Origin of the sequence: Siminovitchia fordii DSM 16014 = CIP 108821 (assembly GCF_000374565.1) — a bacterium.
In the GTDB taxonomy this organism is placed as follows: domain Bacteria; phylum Bacillota; class Bacilli; order Bacillales; family Bacillaceae_C; genus Siminovitchia; species Siminovitchia fordii.
This window is the reverse complement of sequence record NZ_KB894688.1, coordinates 1-23498: the sequence shown is the minus strand read 5'-3', so window position 1 is coordinate 23498 and position 23498 is coordinate 1. Positions and strand designations below refer to the sequence as shown.

General features: G+C 42.8%; 20 protein-coding genes, 1 tRNA gene and 1 pseudogene. 19 read left to right on the top strand and 3 right to left on the bottom strand.

Annotated features, from left to right (window positions below; all coding sequences use genetic code 11):
* Nucleotides 1–173: 173 nt before the first annotated feature.
* The 16 genes and pseudogenes from uvrB to C509_RS0107345 all read left to right on the top strand — a co-directional run bounded on the left by uvrB (nucleotide 174) and on the right by C509_RS0107345 (nucleotide 17717).
* Nucleotides 174–2150: an excinuclease ABC subunit UvrB gene (uvrB, locus tag C509_RS0107420; RefSeq protein ID WP_018706284.1), complete on the top strand. Its 1977-nt coding sequence runs from the start codon at nucleotides 174–176 to the stop codon at nucleotides 2148–2150.
* 7 nt (nucleotides 2151–2157) lie between these two features.
* A complete protein-coding gene (gene uvrA / locus C509_RS0107415) occupies nucleotides 2158–5040 on the top strand; it encodes an excinuclease ABC subunit UvrA (protein ID WP_018706283.1) in 2883 nt (960 codons plus the stop codon).
* Nucleotides 5041–5113: 73 nt separating this feature from the next.
* Entirely contained in the window at nucleotides 5114–6298 is a 1185-nt protein-coding gene (locus tag C509_RS0107410) for a DUF4097 family beta strand repeat-containing protein (RefSeq protein WP_018706282.1), read from the top strand.
* A gap of 3 nt (nucleotides 6299–6301) precedes the next feature.
* On the top strand, nucleotides 6302–6658 hold the full coding sequence (locus C509_RS0107405; protein WP_018706281.1) for a phage holin family protein: 357 nt from the start codon (nucleotides 6302–6304) through the stop codon (nucleotides 6656–6658).
* A 211-nt stretch (nucleotides 6659–6869) separates the two neighbouring features.
* Entirely contained in the window at nucleotides 6870–7805 is a 936-nt protein-coding gene (gene hprK / locus C509_RS0107400) for an HPr(Ser) kinase/phosphatase (RefSeq protein WP_018706280.1), read from the top strand.
* A 25-nt stretch (nucleotides 7806–7830) separates the two neighbouring features.
* A complete protein-coding gene (gene lgt / locus C509_RS0107395) occupies nucleotides 7831–8640 on the top strand; it encodes a prolipoprotein diacylglyceryl transferase (protein ID WP_026319749.1) in 810 nt (269 codons plus the stop codon).
* Between the two features lie 29 nt (nucleotides 8641–8669).
* Complete coding sequence (locus C509_RS0107390; RefSeq protein WP_018706278.1) at nucleotides 8670–9608, top strand: nucleoside recognition domain-containing protein; 939 nt, start codon at nucleotides 8670–8672, stop codon at nucleotides 9606–9608.
* Nucleotides 9608–10264, top strand: coding sequence for a pyrophosphatase PpaX (ppaX, locus tag C509_RS0107385; protein ID WP_018706277.1), 657 nt, complete (start codon nucleotides 9608–9610; stop codon nucleotides 10262–10264). The genes C509_RS0107390 and ppaX overlap by 1 nt, the downstream gene beginning before the upstream one ends.
* A complete protein-coding gene (locus C509_RS0107380) occupies nucleotides 10261–10791 on the top strand; it encodes an acyltransferase (protein WP_018706276.1) in 531 nt (176 codons plus the stop codon). The genes ppaX and C509_RS0107380 overlap by 4 nt, the downstream gene beginning before the upstream one ends.
* Nucleotides 10792–10976: 185 nt before the next feature.
* Complete coding sequence (locus C509_RS0107375; protein WP_018706275.1) at nucleotides 10977–12485, top strand: tetratricopeptide repeat protein; 1509 nt, start codon at nucleotides 10977–10979, stop codon at nucleotides 12483–12485.
* A gap of 149 nt (nucleotides 12486–12634) precedes the next feature.
* Nucleotides 12635–13585 carry a thioredoxin-disulfide reductase gene (gene trxB, locus C509_RS0107370; protein WP_018706274.1) on the top strand — a complete coding sequence of 317 codons (951 nt, stop codon included), beginning with the start codon at nucleotides 12635–12637 and terminating at the stop codon, nucleotides 13583–13585.
* Between the two features lie 274 nt (nucleotides 13586–13859).
* Nucleotides 13860–14264 (top strand): annotated as a pseudogene (locus tag C509_RS27460) (PhzF family phenazine biosynthesis protein); the annotation flags it as partial.
* Between the two features lie 310 nt (nucleotides 14265–14574).
* Nucleotides 14575–15468, top strand: coding sequence for an RNase adapter RapZ (rapZ, locus tag C509_RS0107360; RefSeq protein ID WP_018706273.1), 894 nt, complete (start codon nucleotides 14575–14577; stop codon nucleotides 15466–15468).
* The gene (locus C509_RS0107355; RefSeq protein WP_018706272.1) at nucleotides 15465–16448 is read left to right on the top strand and encodes a gluconeogenesis factor YvcK family protein; all 984 of its coding nucleotides are present in this window, start codon (nucleotides 15465–15467) and stop codon (nucleotides 16446–16448) included. The genes rapZ and C509_RS0107355 overlap by 4 nt, the downstream gene beginning before the upstream one ends.
* 24 nt (nucleotides 16449–16472) lie before the next feature.
* Nucleotides 16473–17432 carry a DNA-binding protein WhiA gene (whiA, locus tag C509_RS0107350; protein ID WP_018706271.1) on the top strand — a complete coding sequence of 320 codons (960 nt, stop codon included), beginning with the start codon at nucleotides 16473–16475 and terminating at the stop codon, nucleotides 17430–17432.
* A gap of 27 nt (nucleotides 17433–17459) precedes the next feature.
* On the top strand, nucleotides 17460–17717 hold the full coding sequence (locus tag C509_RS0107345; protein WP_018706270.1) for an HPr family phosphocarrier protein: 258 nt from the start codon (nucleotides 17460–17462) through the stop codon (nucleotides 17715–17717).
* 122 nt (nucleotides 17718–17839) lie between these two features.
* On the opposite strand, the gene clpP is transcribed toward C509_RS0107345, so the two are convergent.
* On the bottom strand, nucleotides 17840–18442 hold the full coding sequence (clpP, locus tag C509_RS0107340) for an ATP-dependent Clp endopeptidase proteolytic subunit ClpP (protein WP_018706269.1): 603 nt from the start codon (nucleotides 18440–18442) through the stop codon (nucleotides 17840–17842).
* 232 nt (nucleotides 18443–18674) lie between these two features.
* On the opposite strand from clpP, the gene C509_RS0107335 reads away from it, so the two are divergent.
* Nucleotides 18675–18746, top strand: a tRNA-Arg gene (locus C509_RS0107335).
* A gap of 776 nt (nucleotides 18747–19522) precedes the next feature.
* Here the strand turns inward: C509_RS0107335 and C509_RS0107325 are convergent.
* The gene (locus C509_RS0107325) at nucleotides 19523–19945 is read right to left on the bottom strand and encodes a VOC family protein (RefSeq protein WP_018706267.1); all 423 of its coding nucleotides are present in this window, start codon (nucleotides 19943–19945) and stop codon (nucleotides 19523–19525) included.
* A gap of 557 nt (nucleotides 19946–20502) precedes the next feature.
* Nucleotides 20503–20931 (bottom strand): DUF2383 domain-containing protein, encoded by a 429-nt coding sequence (locus tag C509_RS0107320; RefSeq protein ID WP_018706266.1) that lies wholly within the window; start codon nucleotides 20929–20931, stop codon nucleotides 20503–20505.
* A gap of 211 nt (nucleotides 20932–21142) precedes the next feature.
* Here C509_RS0107320 and C509_RS0107315 point away from each other — a divergent pair, with 211 nt between their 5' ends.
* A complete protein-coding gene (locus C509_RS0107315; protein WP_018706265.1) occupies nucleotides 21143–21901 on the top strand; it encodes an SDR family NAD(P)-dependent oxidoreductase in 759 nt (252 codons plus the stop codon).
* Nucleotides 21902–22025: 124 nt separating this feature from the next.
* A complete protein-coding gene (locus C509_RS0107310) occupies nucleotides 22026–23384 on the top strand; it encodes an IS1182 family transposase (RefSeq protein WP_083934562.1) in 1359 nt (452 codons plus the stop codon).
* Nucleotides 23385–23498 lie beyond the last annotated feature (114 nt).

Here is a 23498-nt window from a genome sequence, read left to right as displayed (position 1 = left end):
ATCGGGTGGGGTCTTTCCTTATAAACGGAATCAACAAATTGCCGTTATCGAAAATACGTTCGCATATTTCTGGTTATGAAAGGGCCGTTTGTGGTAAAATGACAGTATGATAACTTTCAATAATGATGCAGCAGTGACTATAGATATAGAAAGAAAAACGGGAGGATGCCGGCGTGAACAACCAGTTTGAAATAGTATCAAAATATAAGCCAGCTGGTGACCAGCCAAAAGCGATTGAACGGCTGGTCGAAGGCTTCCAATCAGGAAAGAAGTATCAGACATTACTAGGAGCGACAGGTACCGGTAAGACATTCACTGTCTCAAACATGATCAAGGAAGTAAACAAGCCGACGCTTGTCATTGCTCACAACAAGACGCTTGCAGGACAACTGTACAGCGAGTTCAAAGAGTTTTTTCCTAACAACGCCGTTGAGTATTTTGTCAGCTTCTATGATTATTACCAGCCGGAAGCATATGTTCCGCAAACCGATACGTTTATTGAAAAAGATTCGAGTGTAAATGATGAGATCAACCGGCTCAGGCATTCGGCTACGTCTGCTTTATTCGAACGGAATGATGTCATTATCATTGCCAGTGTTTCCTGCATATATGGCCTCGGTTCCCCCGAAGAATACAGAAACCACGTCCTGTCGCTCCGGACGGGGATGGAAATTGAACGGAACCAGCTTTTACGCAGGCTTGTTGACCTCCAATATGCACGAAATGATATTGAATTCCAAAATGGAACGTTCCGTGTTCGTGGAGATGTAGTGGAGATTTTTCCCATTGCCCGTGAAGAGCAGTGTATCCGTGTTGAGTTTTTCGGTGATGAAATCGACCGGATCCGGGTAGTGGACGCACTGACCGGAGAGATTGTCGGCGACCGGGAGCATGCGGCTATATTCCCTGCCTCCCACTATGTGACCGGTGATGAAAAGTTGAAGATCGCTATTAAAAATATAGAGCTTGAATTGGAAGAACGGCTTGCCGAATTGCGGGCGGAGGAAAAACTCTTGGAAGCCCAGCGGCTCGAACAGCGAACGAGATACGACTTGGAAATGATGAGGGAAATGGGCTTTTGTGCAGGGATTGAAAACTATTCCCGCCATTTGACCTTAAGGCCGCCAGGAGCTACTCCTTTTACATTACTGGATTATTTTCCTGATGATTTTCAGATCGTTGTCGACGAATCGCACGTCACCCTCCCGCAAATCCGCGGGATGTACAATGGTGACCAGGCGCGGAAGCAGGTGCTCGTCGATCATGGTTTTCGACTGCCGTCGGCGCTTGATAACCGTCCGCTCATGTTTGAAGAATTTGAGAAACATATCAAACATATCGTGTTTGTATCTGCTACCCCTGGACCGTACGAATTGGAAAAAACACCGGAAATGATTGAGCAGATCATCCGTCCTACCGGGCTGCTTGATCCGACAATCGATGTTCGTCCTATCGAAGGACAAATTGATGACCTGCTTGGGGAAATCAATGACAGGATTGACAAAAATGAGCGGGTTCTTGTAACGACACTCACGAAAAAAATGGCGGAAGATTTAACGGATTATCTGAAAGATGTCGGTGTGAAAGTACAGTATTTGCACTCTGAGATCAAAACGCTGGAACGGATAGAAATCATCCGGGATTTACGACTTGGAAAATATGATGTTCTAGTAGGAATCAATCTTCTTAGGGAAGGCCTGGATATACCGGAAGTCTCCCTGGTAGCCATACTCGATGCGGATAAAGAAGGATTCCTCCGTTCCGAACGTTCGCTCATCCAGACAATTGGGAGAGCTGCACGGAATGCAAACGGACATGTGATCATGTATGCGGACAAAATCACAGACTCCATGGATCAGGCGATCAAGGAAACGAAGCGAAGGCGATCGATCCAGGAAGAATATAACAGAGAGCACGGTATTACACCAACAACGATCCAAAAAGATGTCCGTGATGTCATCCGTGCTACAATTGCAGCCGAGGAAACAGAAGAGTACACTTATGAAAATACGAAAAAATTAACGAAAAAGGAAAAAGACAAGCTGATTACTTCAATGGAAAAGGAAATGAAAGAAGCGGCAAAAGCGCTTGATTTTGAACGGGCGGCGCAGCTTCGCGATGCCATTTTGGAGTTAAAAGCGGAAGGATGAAACAGCAATGGCACTAGAAAAAATCATTGTTAAAGGTGCACGTGCCCATAATTTAAAAGATATCGATGTGACCATTCCAAGGGATCAACTGGTCGTGGTCACGGGGCTTTCAGGCTCCGGAAAATCCTCGTTGGCGTTTGACACGATTTATGCAGAGGGACAGCGGCGCTATGTAGAATCGTTGTCAGCATATGCAAGGCAATTTTTAGGCCAGATGGATAAACCGGATGTGGATGCAATTGAAGGTTTGTCCCCTGCAATTTCAATCGACCAAAAGACAACAAGCCGGAATCCGCGTTCGACTGTCGGGACAGTAACGGAAGTCTATGACTACCTCCGTTTACTGTTTGCGCGGGTGGGCCGGCCGATATGTCCTGTCCATGGAATTGAGATCACCTCCCAGACGATCGAGCAAATGGTTGACCGGATTATGGTTTACCCTGAAAGGACAAGGATTCAGGTGTTGGCTCCCGTCATTTCCGGAAGAAAGGGTGCTCACGTCAAGATATTGGAAAACATCAAGAAACAGGGATTCGTCCGTGTAAGAGTGGATGGTGAAATCCTTGATCTGGGCGAAGACATCGAACTTGAGAAGAATAAAAAGCACTCCATTGAGGTTGTTGTTGACCGTATTGTAATTAAAGAGGACATTGAAACGCGTTTGACGGACTCTCTCGAAACAGCGCTTGGTCTTGGAGAGGGAAAAGTCTTGATCGATGTAATTGGAGAAGAGGAGCTGCTGTTCAGTGAACATCATGCCTGTCCGGAATGCGGCTTTTCCATCGATAAATTGGAACCGCGGATGTTCTCATTCAACAGCCCTTTTGGGGCTTGTCAGGAATGTGACGGGCTTGGGTCGAAACTCGAAGTGGATAAGGATCTTGTCATACCGGATGACTCTTTGACATTGAATGAAGGGGCGATTGTCCCCTGGATTCCTGTCAGTTCTCAATATTATCCGCAGCTGCTGAAGACAGTGTGCAAGCATTACGGCATCAACATGGATGTCCCTGTAAAGGACTTGCCCAAGGAGCAAATGGAGAAAATATTATATGGATCAGGTGCGGAGCCTATCCGCTTCCGCTATCAAAATGATTTTGGCCAGGTAAGGGAAAGCAATATCAGATTTGAGGGTGTCCTCAAGAATGTGGAGCGCCGCTACCGTGAAACAAGCTCCGATTATATAAGGGAGCAAATGGAAAAATATATGGCGGAACAGCCATGCCCACGCTGTAAGGGCTACAGGCTGAAAGAAGAAAGTCTTGCAGTCAAGATCGAAAACAAGCATATCGGCCAGGTGACAGAGCTGTCCATCCAGGATGCTGCACAGTTTTTCCAATCCATTCATTTATCGGAAAAAGAGATCAAAATAGCACAAATGATCTTAAAAGAGATAGATGAGCGGCTAAGCTTCCTTGTCAATGTCGGGCTTGATTACTTAACATTGAGCAGGGCAGCTGGAACGCTGTCAGGAGGGGAAGCCCAGCGAATTAGACTGGCAACACAAATCGGGTCCCGTCTGACGGGCGTATTGTATGTACTTGATGAACCGTCTATTGGACTTCATCAGCGGGATAATGACCGCCTAATCGATACACTGAAAAACATGCGCGATATTGGCAATACGCTGATTGTGGTGGAGCATGACGAAGACACGATCCTTGCCGCGGACTATTTAATCGATATTGGTCCAGGAGCGGGCGTCCATGGCGGAGAAGTAGTGGCCTGTGGCACTCCTAAAGAAGTGATGAAGCAGCCGGATTCACTGACAGGACAATATTTGTCAGGGAAAAAATTTATTCCGCTTCCGTTGGAACGCCGTGTCTCTGACGGCAGATTCATTGAAATTAAAGGTGCGAAGGAAAACAATCTTAAAAATGTGAATGTAAAAATTCCACTTGGAGTATTCATTGCTGTAACCGGTGTTTCCGGTTCCGGAAAAAGTACCTTGATTAATGAAATTTTACACAAATCCCTTGCCATGAAGCTTCACCGAGCCAAATCCAAACCTGGTGCCCATAAGGAGATTAAGGGATTGGACCATTTGGAAAAAGTCATTGATATTGACCAGTCACCAATCGGACGGACACCGCGTTCCAATCCTGCGACTTATACCGGGGTGTTTGACGACATCCGCGATATGTTTGCCTCTACCAACGAAGCAAAGGTCCGCGGGTATAAAAAGGGACGTTTCAGCTTCAATGTCAAAGGAGGCAGATGTGAGGCGTGCCGCGGTGACGGGATCATCAAAATTGAGATGCACTTTTTACCTGATGTGTATGTACCATGCGAGGTTTGCCACGGCAAAAGGTATAATCGGGAAACGCTGGAAGTAAAATATAAAGGTAAAAATATTGCAGATGTTCTGGACATGACAATCGAGGATGGATTGGAGTTTTTCGAAAATATCCCGAAAATCAAACGGAAGCTGCAGACAATTGCTGACGTGGGGCTTGGATACATGAAGCTTGGACAGCCGGCAACGACACTTTCCGGCGGTGAAGCACAAAGGGTGAAGCTCGCATCTGAGCTCCACAGGCGTTCAAACGGCCGCTCGATCTACATTTTAGATGAACCGACAACAGGACTTCACGCTGACGATATTGCACGTCTATTAAACGTTTTACAGAGGCTGGTTGATAATGGAAACACCGTTCTCGTCATTGAACATAATCTAGACGTGATCAAGACAACTGATTATATCATCGATCTCGGACCTGAAGGCGGCGATAAAGGCGGAACGATTGTTGCAACCGGAACGCCCGAAAAAATTGCGGATTGCCCTGAATCACATACAGGCCGATATTTGAAGCCGATCATCGAACGGGACAGAGCCCGCATGAAACAGCTGATCGCCATCCAAGAAAATAAAGAAGCCATTGCCAAGTAATTTTTTCTGAAAGTGAAACATTTTCCCATTCATCTCGTAATACATGACAGATGAAAAAATAGGAGGATTGACCATGAACCAGGATCGTAAAAGAATACTTGAAATGGTACAAGAAGGAAAGCTGTCCGCCCAGGAAGCGATCATTTTGCTCGATGCGCTGGAAGACACGGATACAGAAGTGACAATGACAGAGCCTTCAAGCTCTGAAAAACAATGGACGGAAAACTCTTCAAAGGCCGAGTCTAAAGCGGAATCAAATACTGGATCTGCCGATGAGTCAACATGGAGCCAGCAGAGTAAAACAAAGGATTCCGGTTCTGGCGATGATACTTTCTATTCGCAGATTGAACAGGCAGGAGAGCGGATTTTCGATTTTGTCAATACGGCGCTTCGTAAAATAAAAGACTTAGATTGGCAGATTACCCAATCTGTAGAAGTCCCGCATGTGTTCCAACAGGCGGATGAGAAAATCGAGAGGGTTGACATAGATATTGCAAATGGTCCTGTTCGCTTAATTGCATGGGATCAGCAGGAAGTCCGTGTTGAATGCCAAGCTAAAGTGTACAGGGTGGAAGACCGTGATGAGGGGCGCAGCTATTTTCTGGATAACACGGTTTTCTCCCAAGACAACGGGCTGCTTTGTTTTGCGACAAAGTCCAAATGGATGCGTGTGGAGACGACAGTCTATATTCCAAGAAAAAGTTATAAGAAGATGACTGTCCGTGTTTTCAATGGAGAAATGACAGGGGAAATGCTTGAAACCGAGCATTTGATCGTGAAAGCGACAAATGGAAAAGTCGACTTAACCGGAATTTCCGGCAAGAAACTTGATATCGATACGGTGAATGGTCAAATAAAAGTGATCGATCTAAATACAGATGGGATTGAGGCTGAAACTGTAAACGGGGCGATAGATGTGACCGGCTTCAGTAGAAAGGCTGAGTTGAAATCCTTTAATGGGAACATTCATTGTACACTAGAACATCCCGGAACAGAAATCATAGAAGCTAAAGCAGTGACAGGAAATATATATGTAAATGTTCCGGATACTGCAACAATCGATGGAGAAGTCCGATCAAATCTTGGAAGCTATAAGTTGGATTTGGAAGGAATCAACATCCTCCATGAAAAAAAGGAAGTCATCCAAAAACAAATGAAGTTCAAGCGCACCGGATCGGATGACCAAACGTTGTATCTTGAAGCTGACACAAAAACCGGGTCCGTGTTCATTAGAAAAGCGAACCAAAAAGGAGAATAAAGTATGAGATGGTTGATTGGAATTCTAATCAACGCAGTTCTTTTTATCGCTTTTGCCGGTTACTTTGAAGGGTTCCACGTGTCAAGCTTTGGAGCGGCTGTTGCAGCAAGCCTCGTATTGTCGATATTGAACGTCTTGGTAAGGCCGCTTCTCATCCTATTGACATTACCAATCACCTTGCTGACTCTCGGTTTCTTTTTGTTGGTGATCAACGCGATCACTTTATCAATGACAGACGCCATCATGGGCAGCAAGTTTGAAATCGATGGCTTTGGGCTTACCTTTCTGATTACAGTGATCATGGTATTGGTCAATTTGATCATTCAAAAAACAATCTTGAATCCTGACCGTAATAAATAACCCGGACAGCCTTGGCTGGACCGGGTTTTTTGTTTCCCTCACATAAAATGATTCCCAATATCCCTTTTCTGCTTGCCCACCTGCTGTGACAAACACAAAAAATCTTGAAAGGTGGAGTTTGTTGGGGAGAAAGTGCTAAAATAGATAAGGTGAAGTTTTTTATATAGGGTCCGAATTTCACAGCAAGAGGTTCGATAAGGGAGGGATTCCGATGGCAAAAGTTCGTACGGAAGATATCATCAAGGAATTCGATCTGGAACTGGTCAGCGGCGAGGAAGGTATTCATAGGCCGATTACTACAAGTGATATTTCCCGTCCCGGATTGGAAATTGCCGGCTTTTTTCATTATTATCCAGCGGAACGAGTGCAGCTTTTGGGACGGACGGAAGTAAAATTCACGGAAATGCTCATGACTGGGGAAAGAAAATACCGTATGGAGCAGCTTTGCACTGATTCGACTCCGTGCATCATTATTACGGGCGGCATGGATGTGCCTGAAGAATTGATTGAAGTATCTGAAAGACATTCGGTTCCTGTTTTGCGGACACCGATGAAGACGACAGGATTTTTAAGCCGTCTTACTTATTATTTGGAAAACAAGCTGGCACCCACGACTGCTGTACACGGGGTGCTTGTTGAGATATACGGAGTTGGGGTCCTCATCACCGGCCAAAGCGGTGTTGGAAAAAGTGAAACAGCACTTGCCCTTATTGAAAGAGGCCACAGACTTGTGGCGGATGACTGCGTTGAAATCCGCCAGGTGGATATGGACAGGCTTGTGGGAACTGCACCTGAACTATTGGAGCATTTGCTGGAAATTCGGGGGTTAGGCATAATCAACGTTATGACGTTGTTTGGAGCAGGAGCTGTTCGTCCGCATAAAAGAATTACCCTGACAATCCATCTGGAATTTTGGGATGGGGAAAAGCAGTATGACAGGCTTGGGCTAGACGAAGAGACTATTAAAATTTTCGATACAGAAATTACTAAATTGACTATACCGGTACGCCCTGGCCGGAATCTTGCCGTCATCATAGAAGTGGCAGCGATGAATTTCCGCTTGAAAAGGATGGGATTGAATGCTGCCGAGCAGTTTGCCGACAGGCTGTCCAATGTGATTACGGGGGATGAAAGGCAGTTCGATTAAAAATTTTATTCATGGAGTTGAAATTATGGATTTGGATATTCAACCGCTAAACCCGATTGCTATAAAAATCGGCCCGTTTGCCGTTCATTGGTACGGCCTCATTATCGGTTTGGGGATTGCGATTGCTTTGTACATTGCCATGCGCGAAGGGAACAAACATCATCTTGATAAGGAAACCTTCCCTGATTTGCTCATATGGGCCATTCCTATTTCAATTATTTGCGCCCGGATATATTATGTCGCCTTTCAATGGGATTATTATTCTCAGAATCCCGCTGACATAATAAAAGTTTGGGAAGGCGGAATTGCGATTCACGGGGCTCTGATAGGGGCAGTTGCCACAGCGATTGTCTTTTCTAAACTCAAAGATATTTCGTTTTGGAAGATTGCAGACATTGCTGCACCGAGCGTCATTCTCGGACAGGCGATAGGCCGTTGGGGGAATTTTATGAACCAGGAGGCGTATGGCGAAGAGGTCAGCCGCTCATTCCTCGAAAACTTGCAACTTCCCGAATTTATCATTAACCAGATGTACATAGAAGGTGCCTACCACCACCCGACTTTTTTATATGAGTCCATTTGGAATATCATCGGCTTCATCCTGCTGATTTTATTGAGAAGAGTGAATCTGCGACGAGGTGAGCTCTTTCTGTCCTATGTGATCTATTATTCAATTGGACGTTTCTTTGTCGAAGGAATGAGGACGGACAGTTTGATGCTGACGGAAAGCCTGAGGATAGCACAAGTCATTTCCCTTGTGTTAATAGCTGCTGCTGTGGTCCTGTGGGTGTACCGGAGAAAAGCCGGTTTGGCAAAAGCCAGGTATTATGAATGAATATCTTGCTGTATGGGAGAGAATGATGAGTGTATAAAACGTCAGTGAAGCTTGGAGCCCTCAATGGCATTAAAACGACATGGACATTGGGGAAGGTCATTTTTCCTGTAACATTATTCGTCGTTCTGCTGCAGCACACCCCTATCTTACCATGGGTAATCCGTTTGATTGAACCATTTATGGGGATTTTCGGCTTGTCTGGAGACGCGGCCATTCCGCTTGTCCTTGGAAATTTCCTGAGTCTGTATGCAGGCATTGCAGGCATATTGTCGCTGGACTTGACTGTCAAAGAGGTTTTCATCATTGCTGTGATGATGTCTTTTTCTCATAATCTATTCATCGAGTCGTCAGTCGCCATGAAGGTGGGGGTACCGTTCTGGATTATTTTGACCGTCAGAATCGGTTTGGCAGTCATTTCAGCCATAACCATCCATTTATTGTGGAATGGCGGCCAGGAAATGGCGCAATACGGCATGCTTCCAGTACAGGATGAACAGGTGACAGGCCTTTTTCCTGTTACCATGCTTGCTTTTAAAAAAGCATTCATAGGTGTCGTTCAGCTCGCAGTAATTGTCATGCCTCTTATGATCGTCATCCAACTTTTAAAAGATTATAAATGGCTTGATATCTTTTCGCGCTGGGTCGCTCCGTTTACGCGGATGCTCGGTATGAAGGAGAACACATCAACAACGATGGCTTCAGGCCTTGTTTTCGGTCTTGCTTATGGAGCAGGGGTCATGATTCAGGCGGTGAAAGAAGACGGAGTAAGTAAAAAGGATGTAACACTCGCTTTTATTTTCCTTGTCGCCTGCCATGCGGTTGTCGAGGATACATTGATCTTTATTCCGCTTGGAATCCCAGTTCTGCCACTGTTGATTATCAGGCTTGTTACCGCCATTATTTTGACGTGGATCGTGGCTTCCGTTTGGCGACAGGCAGACATTGCAAGAGAAGGGAAAGTTGTATAGTGACTCATAATAAAATTAACACATTGTTATTTGATCTGGACGGAACACTGCTTGATACGAATGAATTGATTATTACTTCCTATTTGCACACTTTTGAAAAATTTTACCCAGGGCGCTTCACGCGTGAGGACGTTTTGCCATTTCTCGGCCCTCCTTTGATAGATGCATTTGTAAGTGTGGATCCGGAAAAAGCGGAGGAAATGGTCGATGTCTACCGCAAGTTCAACATGGAAAAGCATGATATGCTTGTACACGAGTTTGAAGGTGTCTATGAAACGATTCGGACGCTGCATGAAAATGACTTTAAAATGGCTATCGTATCAACAAAAATCAGAAAAACTGTTTTAAAAGGGCTTGCCCTTACGAATTTGGATGAGTTTTTTGATGTCATCATTACACTTGATGAAGTGGAGAAAGCAAAGCCTGATCCGGAACCGCTTGAAAAAGCGCTGGCCGCACTCGGATCCAAGCCTGCTGAAGCGATCATGATTGGCGATAACTATCATGATATTCTGGGAGGCAAAAATGCCGGTACTTTCACGTGTGGCGTAGCTTGGTCCGTGAAAGGAGCGGACTTCTTAAAACAGTATGATCCGGATTATATGCTTGACAAGATGTCCGAACTTCTCGATATTGTCGGAGTGGGGTATAAATGAGAAAAACGGAGCGGTTCCCGATTGAGGGGGCCAATTCTTTATGGCATATATACAAAACCGTCCCATTCTGGAAGGTCATGCGAAATTTCCTTGTCATCCAGGCAGCACGATACACGCCTTTTTTGGCCTTGAAGAATTGGATGTACCGTGTATTCCTGAACATGTCGGTCGGGGAAAAGACATCCTTTGCGCTGATGGTCATGCCGGATATTATGTTTCCAGAAAAAATATCTGTCGGTACAAATACAATCATCGGTTACAATACTACGATCCTCGCCCATGAGTACTTAATTAAGGAATACAGGCTCGGACCTGTCGCAATAGGCGATAACGTTCTGATCGGTGCAAACACAACCATTCTTCCGGGCGTCGAGATTGGGGATGAGGCGGTTGTTTCAGCAGGTACCCTTGTACATAAAGACGTTCCGGCCGGATCATTTGTCGGCGGAAACCCGATGAAGATCATTTATACAAAAGAAGAAATGGATGAGCGGCGGAAGACGGATTCCCAATTTAGGAATGAATGATCCTTTTTATAGGGTCATTTTTTTGTTTGAGTATCGTATTTGTGGTTAAATAATTAACCATTCGTTCTACTAGGTCTTCATTTCGCGTATGAATTTGATAGTTTCATTTTTGACGATTTAAACAGTTAAACTTGTATGTTATACTACAAAAAGCGACAAAGGACGATAGCAACGGAGGAAATACGATGTCCAGATACTCAAAAAAGAAAAGGAATCGGGCGAAAATCTATACTTTCTTACCGACAGGAGATTACTATTTTCATAAAGGGCTCCAGTCATATGATCGCTTTGATTTTACAAATGCCAAAAAGTATTTGCAGAGGGCTTTGGAACTGGAACCGTTGGAACCTATGATTGCCTGCCAGCTCGCTCTTGTCCATACAGAAACAGGAGAATATGAAAAGTCCAACCAACTTCTTCTTATGACGTTGAATGAACTGGATGAACGGATGACGGAGTGTTACTACTTTTTGGCAAATAACTATGCTCATCTGGGACTGTTCACGGAGGCATATCGGTATGCAAAGCTTTATTTGGAAAAAGATGAAGTAGGAGAATTTGCAGACGAAGCGGAGGAACTGCTCGAGTGGATAGGTATCAACGATGATGATATTACTTTACTGAAAGAGCAGGAGGAGCTTCTTCAAATGCAGGAAGAGTCAAAATCCCTGCTTGAGGAAGGAAAGTATGCTGAAGCTGTTCAAATGCTGGAGGATATTGTAAAAGCATACCCTGAGTTTTGGCCAGCGTATAACAATTTGGCATTGGCTTATTTCTATGAAGGGGAAACGAGTAAAGCTTTCTCCATGACGGAAAAGGTAATTGCACACAATCCGGGTAATCTGCATGCCTTATGCAATTTGGCAGTATTTTATTTTTACGAACATCAAACAGGGGATCTGGAACGTTTGTTGAAAACACTAGAAAAAATCAAACCGATCATTCCCGAACACCGCTATAAATTGGGGGCGACTTTCGCGCTGGCCAAACAATATGAGTTGGCTTATTTTTGGCTGCGACAGCTCCAAAAATCAGGTTATCCTGGAAATGCTGGGTTTTATTACTGGCTCGCCAAAGCTGCCTATTTTACCGGGAATGAGAAAGCTGCAAAAGCTGCTTGGGACCGGCTTGTTTTATTGGAACCTGAAAAAGCGGGTATCGCGCCATGGAACGAATCTCTCGAGGAAGCTGATAAAAGGAGCGAAGGAGACCAAGCCCTTTTAAAGCTTCTTAGAAGCGAAAGTATTGCAGAACGGCTATGCGGGATTTTCTTTATTTCGATATCCGACAGACAGCCGGCACTGTTGACTCATCCTTCTTTTAAATCGATTGAGGAATTTAGCTATCCGGAAAAGCTATACTTGGCAACCATTTTACAGGTGGAAAAAAGACAGGTTCCTCATGCGGGAGTAAGGGTTGATAAGGCGCATGAAACGGCAACCGAATTATATGAAAGACACAAAGATCGACCGGCTGACGTCTTTGACCTGCTCAAATTCTGGTTTGGGATTGTTCGAAAGGTGATTGAAAACGAAGGGAAATTTGCAAATCCCTCAGCATTTGCAGCAGCTGCGGAGTATGTCTGGAGCACTGAAAAAAATGAGGGGAAAACACAGCGGGAAATTGCAAAACAATACGGGATTTCCACTGCCACACTTCGAAAATATATCACAAAAATAGAACTTTATCTTTAAATGAGCATATGTTTGGACGTACGGCAAATACTTTAATACGATATCAATTAGATACTAATTAAAAAGATTATAAAATGAAAATTGTTCTTTTGACGGAATTCTTTCGAAAGAACAAATAACCCTTTAAAATCCGAAGGAGTGTATAAGCGATGTCAGAAGATAAAATTTATGACGTAATCATTGCAGGAGCAGGGCCAGCCGGAATGACCGCTGCTGTCTATACATCCCGCGCAAACTTGTCCACCCTCATGATTGAACGCGGAGTTCCGGGTGGCCAGATGGCCGATACAGCTGATGTTGAGAACTATCCTGGATTCGATCATATTCTTGGGCCGGATCTTTCCACAAAAATGTTTGAACATGCGAAAAAATTTGGCGCGGAATATGCCTATGGGGATATTAAGGAAATTATTGATGGAGAAGAATATAAGATTGTAAAGGCCGGTAACGGAGAATATAAGGCGTACGCGGTTATTGTTGCAACGGGTGCAGAATATCGGAAGCTTGGGGTTCCAGGAGAAGCAGAATTGACAGGGCGTGGGGTTTCCTATTGTGCTGTGTGTGATGGGGCATTTTTTAAGGAAAGAGAGCTGGTCGTCATCGGTGGAGGCGATTCTGCCGTTGAAGAAGGTGCCTACTTGACACGTTTTGCCTCAAAAGTGACTATTATTCACCGTCGTGATGAGCTGAGAGCACAAAAGATCCTGCAAGACCGTGCATTTGCCAATGATAAGATCGACTTTATTTGGAGTCATACAGTAAAGCAAGTGAATGAAAAAGATGGAAAAGTGGATTCAGTGACTCTCGTTTCGACGAAAGATGGTTCAGAAAGAGAGTTCAAGACGGACGGAATGTTCGTATATGTGGGAATGAACCCATTGACTAAAGCTGTCGAAAATCTGGGGATTACTAATGAAGCTGGCTATATTGAGACTAATGAGAACATGGCGACAAGAGTTCCGGGCATTTTTGCTGCAGGGGATGTACGTGATAAATTATTGAGACAGATCGTCACTGCTACAGGCGATGGAAGCATTGCTGCACAAAGCGCGCAAATCTACATTGAACGATTGAAAGACGAACAGCTTGCCAAAAACTAATTAAAAAGCGTAATCGCCATTTAATCTGTTTGTAACAGTGCTGAAATGTATTTTGTGTATATTTATATACGAGATATTGACCCCCTTTTTATACAATATCCCTTTTTGATGCACAGGATAATTCCTGTGCTTTTTTTGAGATAAGCTATAAAATGTTGGCGATCTCACGTACCAAAATAGTAAATCCCTTCTTGAATTAGTAGAGTAATTCAGGACACTTTATCTTATGTTATTAGTAAATGCACCATAATAGGGAAGAGAGACCCATCCTGTATTTCATAAAATTTTAGAGAAAAGAGGAGATGCTAATCTTCTTGTTTTCACACAGGAAACGATAAATCCCGAAAACGATTTACATGCAAGAGTTTTTATGTTTAAATCGGGTTATTTGGAAGACCCTGCAACCGGTAGTGCCAATGGAAATTTAGCAGCTTATTTATTGGAACATAACTTTTTTGGTGAAAGCGAAATAAATTATAGGGTCGAACAAGGCTACTCCATCGGAGACCATCTGTATCGAAAATCCAAGCCAATAAAATTGAGGACAACTTTCTCATGCAAGTTGGCGGCAGTATTTTTGTTACAGCAGAAGGAAAATGAATTTAATTTCCAATTGCGCTGCCGCTCGAACTTTTTTGACCATGAGTATATTACTTTAATAATAAGACGACTATTTTAAAACACCATTCAATTATTGGAATGGTGTTTTTGATGCTTATAAGGACAAATGTATAAAACTATATTAGTATTGGTGGATGGCTGCCATATTAGTGTTTTCATTGCTTATTTTTAAAAGAAATAAGTTCTTTCTACTCATGGAAACTTTTTCATCGCGCTGTCCTTCTTGGAAGGAAAATAGTATAATTAAGTAGAACATCGCCTATTTCTACAAGTACATTTAAAATGGCACATAATAACGAGGAGCGTCCAAGCTGTTATCGCATATACATATGTAAAATCCCTGGTTTAGAATAGAGAGGGTGAGTTCCATGAATAACGGATCCATGGAGGATATTCAGTTAGTTATAATTACAGGCATGTCAGGGGCTGGTAAAACCGTAGCGATCCATAGCTTTGAGGATTTAGGTTTCTTTTGCGTGGACAATTTACCGCCGGCATTAATGCCCAAATTTCTGGAATTGATGAAGGAATCCGGCAATAAAATGAACAAAGTTGCCCTTGTAATGGATTTAAGAGGCAGGGAGTTCTTTGATACGCTGCTCCGGGTCATCGATGATTTGTCCCAATCAAATTGGGTGACACCGCAGATCCTGTTCCTGGATGCTGATGATGAAGTACTTGTCCGGAGATATAAAGAGACACGCCGTTCCCATCCACTTGCTCCACTTGGACTCCCGCTTGAGGGGATCAGGCAGGAGAGGGACTTGCTTGAGGATCTTAAAGGCCGCGCACAGCATATTTATAATACATCCCAAATGAAGCCAAAAGAATTGAGAGAAAAAATTCTAACTGAGTTTTCCGCGAATAAACAAGCCACATTTATGGTGAATGTCATGTCATTTGGCTTTAAGCACGGTCTTCCCATTGATGCTGACCTTGTTTTCGATGTAAGGTTTTTGCCGAATCCCCACTATATTGATCATATGAGGCCAAAGACAGGTCTGGAGGAAGAGGTGGCAAGTTACGTTCTTAAGTGGAGTGACACCCAGAAGTTCCTTGCTAAAGTGACCGATTTGCTGGCATTTATGCTGCCTCACTATAAGCGGGAGGGCAAAAGCCAACTGGTGATTGCCATTGGGTGTACAGGCGGGCAGCATCGCTCGGTTGCACTTTCTGAATATATCGGGCATTATTTTGAAAACGACTATCATATCCGGGTTACACACCGTGATATCAAAAAGAGAAAGGAAATAGCCACATGACGGCACAATCCAAACATAAAATTGTTGTCATTGGCGGAGGTACCGGCCTGCCTGTTTTACTAAGGGGGTTAAAAGAGTACCCTGTCGATATCACGGCTATTGTCACCGTTGCTGACGATGGAGGAAGTTCAGGGAGATTACGGACCGAACTGGAAATTCCGCCGCCCGGGGACATACGGAACGTAATTGCTGCCTTATCTGATGCTGAACCGCTTATCATAGATATGTTCCAGCATCGCTTTAATACATCGAATGAGCTTTCCGGCCATTCATTGGGAAATTTGATCATCGCTGCCCTGACATCCATTACCGGTGACTTTGTCCAGGCAGTGAAGGAAATGAGCCGAGTGTTGAACGTTCATGGCAAGGTCCTTCCCGCCGCTAATCAGAGTGTTATCCTTCACGCGGAAATGATGGATGGCACATTTGTTTCGGGAGAATCGAAAATACCGGCTGTTGGCAAGGAGATCAAGAGGGTATTTTTGACACCTGAAGTCATCAAGCCTCTTCCGGAAACCATTCAGTCAATCCATGAGGCGGATTTGATTGTGGTAGGACCGGGAAGTTTATATACCAGCATACTTCCGAACCTTCTTGTTCCAGGAATTGGAGAAGAAGTGTGCAATGCAAAGGCTCGTAAAGTATATATTTGCAACCTGATGACCCAACCGGGCGAAACAACGGGCTTTACGGCAAGCAGGCATGTGAATGCCCTGTATGAGCATATGGATTGTTCATTTATCGATACAATTCTTGTTAATAATAAAGAGATTCCTCCAGATCTTCAGCATCGATATGAGAAAGAAATGGCCATTCCCGTATACTTCGATGTCGATCAACTTATTTCTCTTGGTATGGAGGTTGTCCAAGACGAAATCGCGACCATTGAACGCGGCTTTATCCGCCATGATACGGAAGCGGTGGCAAACATACTTTACTCATTATTGGGCAGGGAAATGAGCCGGGTTGCCAGCACTTAGACGTTGGTAAAGGAGGAAGCGACAATGTCTTTTGCCTCGGAAACGAAAAAGGAACTTACAAATCTTCCTGTAAAGGATTGCTGCTCCAAGGCGGAGCTCTCGGCTTTGATCAGGATGAATGGTTCATTATCTTTTTCCAACCGGGAATTGATCGTGAATATTCAAACTGAAAACGCGGCAATTGCCAGAAGGATTTATACTTTGATAAAAAAGGATTATGATGCAGCGGTTGAATTGCTTGTACGGAAGAAAATGCGGCTGAAGAAAAATAATGTATATATTGTCCGTCTAAAGGAGAATGCTGAAGCCATATTGAAAGATTTGATGATACTTGGCGACAATTTCATGTTTACCCGTGTAATTTCTTCCGGACTGATCAGGAAAAAATGCTGTAAAAGATCCTACATGCGGGGGGCCTTCCTCGCAGGTGGGTCGGTGAATAATCCCGAGAGGTCATCCTATCATCTGGAAATTTCTTCACTTTATAAAGAGCACAACGATTCATTATGTGAACTCATGAACGAATATGGGTTAAACAGTAAGACATTGGAAAGGAAAAACGGTTATATCACTTATATGAAAGAAGCTGAAAAAATAACCGAGTTTTTGAATGTCATCGGTGCTCATAATGCACTTCTCCGCTTTGAGGATGTTCGGATTGTCAGGGATATGCGCAATTCGGTCAACAGGCTGGTCAATTGTGAAACAGCCAATCTGAATAAAACAATCGGCGCAGCCCTGAGACAGGTTGAGAACATTCGTTACATTCAAGAGACTGTCGGTCTGGAATACTTACCGGAACGACTCCGGGAAATCGCGGAGCTCAGGATGACTCATCAAGATGTTACCCTCAAGGAGTTGGGTGAAATGGTGTCAAGTGGACAAATTAGCAAATCGGGCATCAATCATCGCTTGCGAAAAATTGATGAAATTGCAAATAAACTTCGCTCAGGCGATCCATCTCTTTTGATTAATAAAAAATAAGTTTGGAAAAATGAAGGAGGAAGCAAATTGGCAGAAAAAGAAGTAACAGTAGGATTGAAATCAGGATTGCAAGCACGGCCTGCAGCACAATTTGTTCAGGAGGCCAATCGATTTTCATCAGATGTTTTCATTGAAAAAGACGGAAAAAAAGTCAACGCAAAGAGCATCATGGGATTGATGAGCCTTGCAGCTGGAACCGGAGCATCCATCAAATTGATTGCTGAAGGACCAGATGAGGAAGAGGCTATTAAAACACTTGCGGAATTCGTTGAAAGTGACCGCTGATGAAATAACAAAAGGGCTATCCTTCAAGTCTGTTTATAGACTTTCAGGATAGCCCTTTTACGATGATCTGCAAGTTTCAGCGCTCAATAAAGCTCCGCTTGTACGTTGAAAAACAGGCTTTATTATTTATCCTTTGAGATGCCTTCATTGCGGTTGATGATATTATCAATCAGACCATATTCCTTTGCTTTTTCCGCAGTCATAAAGTTATCACGGTCTGTGTCGCGCTCAATCACTTCGAGCGGCTGGCCTGTACGTTCCGCTAAAATTTTGTTGAGCTTTTCACGCATAAACAAAATACGTTTTGCTGCGATCTCAATTTCAGTTGCCTGACCTTGGGCACCTCCAAGCGGCTGATGGATCATCACTTCACTGTTTGGCAAGGCATAACGTTTGCCCTTTGTTCCAGCTGCAAGCAGGAAAGCTCCCATTGATGCCGCCATGCCGATACAAATTGTCTGAACATCTGACTTAATGAATTGCATTGTATCATAAATTGCCATGCCGGCTGTGATGCTGCCGCCCGGGCTATTAATGTAGATGGATATATCCTTTTCCGGGTTTTCCGCATCAAGGAATAAAAGCTGTGCGACGATAGAGTTCGCGACATTATCGTCGATTCCGCTGCCAAGCATAATAATCCGGTCCTTGAGTAACCGTGAATAAATGTCATATGCCCGTTCCCCGCGGTTTGTCTGTTCAATAACTGTTGGAATTAAATTCATCTTTCTCCTCCTCTTTAAAATGGCTATGCATTCAGCCAGTTTTCATTGTGGTAATCTTTGTATGTAATGATATCATACAATGATGGTCAAGAAAGGTCAAACAAATCGACTTTTACTGACGAAAGAAGAATGTCATACAAATCATATTAACCATCTGGACATAATTTAAACTAATTAAGGGTTGCAAGCTTCGTTTTTATCGATTATAATCATATATCGTACGATAAAAATTGCCCTCGTAGTGTAACGGATAACACGTAAGATTCCGGTTCTTAAAATGTGGGTTCGATTCCTGCCGAGGGCGCTAAAACCTTAAGCATCAACATTTGTTGGTGCTTTTTTCTATGAAAGTCCGACTGGTTAATTTATTCCCTCTAATTTACGTGACCAATTTTTCATAAACTCATTAATTTTTTCGTTGTTTAATTGTGCTGATCGATTAGACATATGGCCATATGATTCTAATAAAATCGTCTTGTCGACATCGCCCAACCTACCACCGATGTAATTTAGATCAGAAATACCGGATTCCCACATAATTGTCTCATGGGTGTGTCTGAACATATGAGGGTAGAGTGCGTGAGTTTATTCCTGCTACACAATGTTTTTAATGCCCCTGCATAGTTCGGCATCTTAACCAAATCCCCAAACGGATTAATAAAGAGAAAATCCGACCTTTTCTTGATACCCACAATCCATGTATTTCTAATATGAAGCCATTCTTTTAATTTTTCAACTGTGAAGTCATCCAATCCAATGATTTTTTTCCCCAGTTTCCTCTGTCTTTGCTGTTTCCTTTGCCTTATACTCACCACCTTCCCTTACAAGCGTTTTATCTAAGTTCAGAGTTCAATTACCTTCATTGAAATCTGAAAGCCTCAGAGCGCAAAACTCTCCTATTTTGGAGCCTGTACCTGCATGTAGACTTTTAAGGTGATGCAGGAGCTATGCGTATGAATTCCCCACAACATTCGGTTCCCCTGTTGTCCAAGAACTGCCAAACCCAGTCGGGGTGGAAGATAGCAAAAGGGGATGAACATTACAACAAAAAAAGTTGGCGATAACCAACTTCAATCATGATTAATCAAGTGTATCCCATTCTGGATTCCAAACTATTTCCCATAAGTGACCATCTGGGTCTTGGAAGTGGCCAGAGTATCCACCCCAAAAAGTTTCGTGGGCGGGGTCGGTTATAATTGCACCAGCCTGTTTAGCTTGTTCCATGACTTTATCAACCTCGGCTTTACTATTTACATTGTGGCCTAGCGTAAACTCCGTAGGGCTAGGTTCACTTAAAGGAACTTTTGTTTCATGTGCGATGTCTTTGCGATTCCATATGGCAAGTTTTAAGCCTGGTTGTAAGTCGAAGAAGGCGACTGCCCCATGTTCAAATTCTTTGCCAACAATGCCCTCTGTGGGTAGACCAAGACCGTCTCGATAGAAAAGTAATGATTTTTCTAAATCATCTACACCTAAAGTAATGACTGTAACTTGTGGTTTCATAAAATTTGAACCTCCAAATTAGTTATTACTAAATTATAAATCAATTTAATGGCAGCAGAAAAACAATAATGATTAAAAGTATAGTATCGGGGACACATGAAACAAATCAATCAAGGATACGGAAAGCAGACGATACCATGTTGACAAGAAACTAGGGTATTCTTATCAATGATCTAGTGTACCGAATGTACTGGATAGATCGAAGTCATTTAACATTTTTCGAACGAAACATATCCACTTGCTTGTTGAGTTGAATGAAATATGAGTTTTTCTGCAAAAAGGGAAACACAATTAGACGATAATAAAATTATACAGATGAACTAAAGCATGAGGGGACAAATGAGAAGCTTGCAGAATTCAGAGTTACATAATGTCGAGTGATCACTCGTATCAGAAATCAAGAACAGTAGAAGGAAATTGACATGGGTGAAAAAACATGTAGATCTTGCTCGAAATAGAAATGTCCAAATGTGGAATTGTTGGAGTCTAACGGGACCATAATGATGTAATTATCTTATTCAAGAAGCAAAAATCATCAAAGGGATATGACTGGCAAGTTAAGTAGATCTTATATAAGTATTTATTAATTCAATGTGTTGCTGATCTTTATCCAAAATATTTTGCACTAGCCTTTGGCTTTCGGGATCCAAATCACCTTCAAGAAGTTCCTTTGAGGTCTGGATGCCTCTAGATTCACCAACAGAGGCATCTTTTAGGATGGAAATAGCATCTTTGGTAGGTCCTTTTATGTTTGAAATCATATGGATCATTTTTCCTTTCATACCTAAGTCATTTGCAGGAATGCCACCAAGATTTTGTATTCTTTCTGCAATAATGGATGCGTGTTGTTTATGGCTTTGTTGGATGTTTTGTAATAATTTCTTGATCTTTGGGTCACTCATATGATGTATATATTGGTCGTATGTGTGAATTGCCATGTAATTACCTTCAAGAAACTTATTGAGTTTTTTAATGACCTTTTCCATATGGCATTTTTCCTTTTTATGTTTTGAGCTTTATTATATACCCGGTTTTTCGTATTATTCTGATCGCCGAAAAGAAGATGAGAGAGTAGAGGTCACCGCCTTGAACCAAAGGATAAAATTAAATGCCAAGATCAATACTACTCCTATAACCCTAAACATTGAATTGTGGATTTAGATTCGTTAAGGGTGAAAAGATTCTAGGAGGTATAGGATGCACTTGAAAGATTTTGAAAACCGAGTAGTTCTTATTACAGGGGGAGCAACTGGAATTGGTCGTGCAACTGCATTAGCTTTTGCAAGGCGTGGAGCTAAAGTAATGATTGGGGACGTAAATGAACAAGCAAAAGAATCCGTTGAATTGATTAAACAAGAAGGCGGAGAAGCGCTTTTTAAGAAAACTGATGTAACTAAATCATCTGATGTGAAAAGTTTGATTGATTTTACAATAGATGAATTTGGCAGTTTAGATCATGCATTCAATAATGCGGGTGTACTGCCCCCTACAAAGGACTTTGTAGATATGTCAGAAGAAGATTTTGATTTTGTTGTAAATGTTGATCTTAAAGGTGTATTTTATGCCATGAAACATGAACTCTCTTACTTCGAAACAAAAGGGAAAGGAACAATTGTGAACACGGCTTCCATTGCAGGAATCATAGCGGACCCCGGTATGGCTCCGTATGTTGCGGCTAAACATGGTGTAGTTGGTTTGACCAAAGCAGCTGGCATTGAGTATATTGCCAAAGGTATTCGTGTAAATGCCATTGCACCAGGTTTGGTAGAAACAAACATGACAAAAGGTTGGTTGGAAAATGAAGAGATGAGAAAAGTCGTTACTTCAAATACACCCATCGGCCGCCCTGCTCGTCCCGAAGAAATTGCAGGTATGGTACTGTTTCTATCTTCAGATGCAGCCTCTTATGCGGCTGGCCAAACATTTATAGTCGATGCTGGTCAAACGGCCCATTAAATAAAGAAGCATCTTAGGATGCTTTCAGGCTGTCGAGAAACCCTCGACAGCTTTTTCGATATTTCGAATTATATAAATATTGTCATGTTAATTTGTTATAATGTAGATAACAAAAATGGCGGTGATGAAATTGCTTCATACAAGATCGAGTATTCAAAATGAGATGGAATTTGTTTGTCTTGAAGACTTAGTTCCCGAAGACCATCTGCTGAGAAAAATTGATAAGCATATTGATTTCTCTTTTATTCTTGAGAAGGTTAGACCTTACTACTGTGAAGATAACGGCCGTCCCTCGTTAGATCCATTGATCCTGTTTAAAATGATGTTCATCGGCTATTTTTTTGGTATTCGTTCGGAACGCCAGCTGGAAAGGGAAATTCAAACGAATGTTGCTTACCGTTGGTTTTTGGGATTGAGGTTATCCGACCCTGTTCCTCATCACTCTACTATCAGTTGGAACCGGTGTAATCGTTTCAAAGATACAGACATCTTCCAAGAGGTCTTTGATGAAATCGTTCTTCAAGCGATCAACCACCGTATGGTTGGCGGGAGAGCGCTATTTACTGATTCTACCCACTTAAAGGCCAGTGCGAACAAACATAAATATACAAAAGAAGTCGTTAAAGTGGAGACACGTGATTACATAGAAGATTTAAATCAAGCTATAGAAGAAGATCGGAAAAAGCATGGAAAAAAGCCTTTAAAGGCTCGAAGGGAAGTGAAGGAAACAAAAGAGATCCGAAAAAGTAATACAGACCCTGACAGTGGATTCATGTCCCGGGACAATAAACAAGAGATGTTCTGCTATTTGGACCACCGTACGACAGACATGAAATTTAATATTATCACGGATGCCTTTGTCACTCCTGGAAATGTTCATGACTCTGTTCCCTATCTTGAACGTTTGGACCGCCAAATAAAAAGGTTTGGATTTGAAGTGGAAGCCGTAGCACTAGACTCTGGATACCTGACAAACCCTATTTGTAAAGGCTTGTTTGACCGGAGTATTTTCGGGGTCATTGCCCATCGCAGGTATCATCCAACACAAGGGTTATTTCCAAAATGGAAGTTTAAGTATGACGCAGAACATAATGTCTATATCTGCCCCAATGGAGAAACATTAAGCTATTCCACCACAAGCCGTGATGGCTACAGGGAATATAAATCGAATCGGAAAAAGTGTGCGGCCTGTCCTCTCTTGGAAAAATGTACCCGGTCTAAAAATCATCAAAAGGTGGTCACCCGCCATGTTTGGGAGGAACATAAAGATCAAATCCGTCTGAACCGCTTATCATCGGAAGGAAAATTACTATACAAATTTAGAAAAGAGAAAGTTGAACGAAGCTTCGCAGATTCAAAAGAACTGCATGGGCTTCGTTATTGCCGGTTGAGGGGAATACAAAAGGCAGCCGAGCAGGTGCTACTCACGACGGCCTGCCAGAACATGAAGAAGATTGCCTTACACCTGGACAGACAGGACTAGGTGTAAGGGAGTCTTTTTCCCATTTATTTAGGATGAAAAAATAATTGAATATCTCGAAAATACAAGAACAAAAAAAGCTTGTAGAGAAAAAACACCCACTTTCTCTACAAGCTG